The sequence below is a fragment of the Sphingosinicella sp. genome (assembly GCF_052387495.1).
Lineage (GTDB): Bacteria > Pseudomonadota > Alphaproteobacteria > Sphingomonadales > Sphingomonadaceae > Allosphingosinicella.
The window spans coordinates 1-2,011 of the sequence record NZ_JBQTJC010000134.1 but is presented as its reverse complement, the minus strand read 5'-3'; the positions used below and the strand labels follow the sequence as shown (position 1 = coordinate 2,011).

Annotated in this window: 4 protein-coding genes; all 4 read left to right on the top strand. The window is 68.2% G+C overall.

The window, feature by feature from the left end:
* The coding region (gene ruvC / locus ACT4N8_RS07630; protein WP_444857538.1) for a crossover junction endodeoxyribonuclease RuvC at nucleotides 1-362 on the top strand (362 nt) is incomplete at its 5' end.
* A gap of 163 nt (nucleotides 363-525) precedes the next feature.
* Nucleotides 526-1,119 carry a Holliday junction branch migration protein RuvA gene (gene ruvA, locus ACT4N8_RS07625; RefSeq protein ID WP_444857537.1) on the top strand — a complete coding sequence of 198 codons (594 nt, stop codon included), beginning with the start codon at nucleotides 526-528 and terminating at the stop codon, nucleotides 1,117-1,119.
* Nucleotides 1,116-1,625 carry a hypothetical protein gene (locus ACT4N8_RS07620; RefSeq protein ID WP_444857536.1) on the top strand — a complete coding sequence of 170 codons (510 nt, stop codon included), beginning with the start codon at nucleotides 1,116-1,118 and terminating at the stop codon, nucleotides 1,623-1,625. The genes ruvA and ACT4N8_RS07620 overlap by 4 nt, the downstream gene beginning before the upstream one ends.
* A partial coding sequence (locus ACT4N8_RS07615; RefSeq protein ID WP_444857535.1) for an AAA family ATPase occupies nucleotides 1,612-2,011 on the top strand: 400 nt, incomplete at its 3' end. The genes ACT4N8_RS07620 and ACT4N8_RS07615, both read left to right, overlap by 14 nt.

The window sequence follows — 2,011 nt, the reverse complement described above, 5'->3', positions numbered from 1 at the left end:
CCGCGCGGCTGGTGCGGCTCGACGAGTTGCTCGGCGCGGTGATCGAGGCGCACGCGCCAGCCGAAGCGGCGGTCGAAGAGGTCTTCCTCAACGAAAATCCCCAATCCACGCTGAAGCTCGGCCAGGCGCGCGGCGTCGTCCTGCTCGCCGCGGCGCGGCGCGGCCTCGCCGTCGGCGAATATGCGGCGCGGCTGGTCAAGAAAGCGGTGGTCGGCACCGGCGGCGCGGAGAAGGCGCAAGTCCACTTCATGGTTCAGCGCCTGCTCCCCGGCGCGAAGATCGCCGGCGCCGACGCCGCCGACGCGCTCGCGGTCGCGATCACCCACGCCCATCATCTCGCCACGGCGCGGCGGGTGGGCTGAACTTTCGCTTTCCTACACTTGCCCGTTCCGCTTATGTACCGGCCGTGACCTCGATCCCTCCGCTTTTCGAACGCATATTGCTGCCAAAGACGATCGCTCGCCGGGGGGAGCTTTTTTCCGTTATGGATGCTGGACTTTTGTCACCTTTGGCTGGGACTGACGCATGATCGCGAGGCTGCGGGGGCTGCTGGACAGTTTCGGCGCCGACCATGCCGTGATCGACGTAGGCGGCGTCGGCTATCTCGTCTCGGCCTCGACCCGGACGCTCTCTCAGCTGGGCGCGATCGGCGAGGAGGTCGTGCTCCACACCGAGACTTTGGTCGGCGAGGATTTCATCCGCCTCGTCGGCTTCGCCAGCGCCGCCGAGCGCGACTGGTTCCGGCTGCTCGTCTCGGTCCAGGGCGTCGGCGCCCGGGTCGCGCTCGCCATCCTCTCCGCGCTCACCATCGACGAGGTCCACCGCGCGGTGGCGAGCGGCGACCACGCCATGATCGCCCGCGCCCAGGGCGTCGGCCCTAAGCTCGCGCAGCGCATCGTCAACGAATTGAAGGACATGGCCGGCGGCATCGCCCTCGGCCCCGGAGGTCCCGCCGCGCCAACCGGCGGCCACGCCCAGGACGCCGTCTCCGCCCTCGCCAACCTCGGCTTCCGCCCCAGCGAAGCCTCAGCCGCCGTCGCCAGGGCCGAAGCCGAGCTCGGCCCCGAAGCCACCCTCGACGCCCTCGTCCGCCTCGCGCTCAAAAAGGCGGCGAAATGAGCCGGATGCTATTCATCGCGGCTGCAGTCGCTGCCTATGCCGGTTCCGCCGGGGCAGCCTCGGCCTGCACTGACCCCAGCAACAGGCGCAGCTATTTCTCTTATGACCGTCCCGCTCTCACTGGCGATTCGGTGCAGTTGCTCGTCAGCATCTCTCCCGAAGAGATACGCACGACAGGCTCCATCCGGGCGCAGCTACTTAGCGGCGAGCGGGGCGTATCGAACGACGGATATGTGCGCATCCGGCTCGGCGAGGCGGCCGTGGGCGAAAATTGTGTGGACCTGGGGCCGACGGAGGGACCGGTCTTCGTGGTTGGAGCCTTGAAGCGCAGCTCACGTGGCGAGTTGATCCTGATGGCTGAGGCCAGGCGCCAAAGTCCGGCGCCCATCTTCCGTCGTGGACAGCGCGATCCGTCATTCTACGACCAGTTCGTCGTCGATCCGGCCTATCTCAGTCCGGAAGAGCGCCGCCGCCGCCGCCAGGAAGGGCGTAATGACCGACCCTGACCGCCTCACCACGCCTGAGCGCCGTCCCGAGGACCTGGACGCCGCGTTGCGGCCGAAGACGCTCGACGAGTTCGTCGGGCAGAAAGCGGCGCGGGAGAATCTGCGGGTGTTCATCGAGGCGGCGAAGGGGCGGGGCGACGCGCTCGATCATGTCCTCTTCTTCGGCCCGCCGGGGCTCGGCAAGACCACGCTGGCCCAGATCGTCGCGCGTGAGCTCGGCGTCGGCTTTCGCGCCACCTCCGGGCCGGTGATCGCCAAATCGGGCGATCTCGCCGCCTTGCTCACCAATCTCGAGGATGGCGACGTCCTCTTCATCGACGAGATTCATCGTCTCGCGCCCGCGGTCGAGGAGATCCTCTATCCGGCGATGGAGGACCGCGTCCTCG

Coding starts and splice junctions, on each gene's coding strand:
- ruvA (WP_444857537.1), top strand. CDS start 526: ATGATCGCGAGGCTGCGGGGGCTGCTGGACAGTTTCGGCGCCGACCAT.
- ACT4N8_RS07620 (WP_444857536.1), top strand. CDS start 1,116: ATGAGCCGGATGCTATTCATCGCGGCTGCAGTCGCTGCCTATGCCGGT.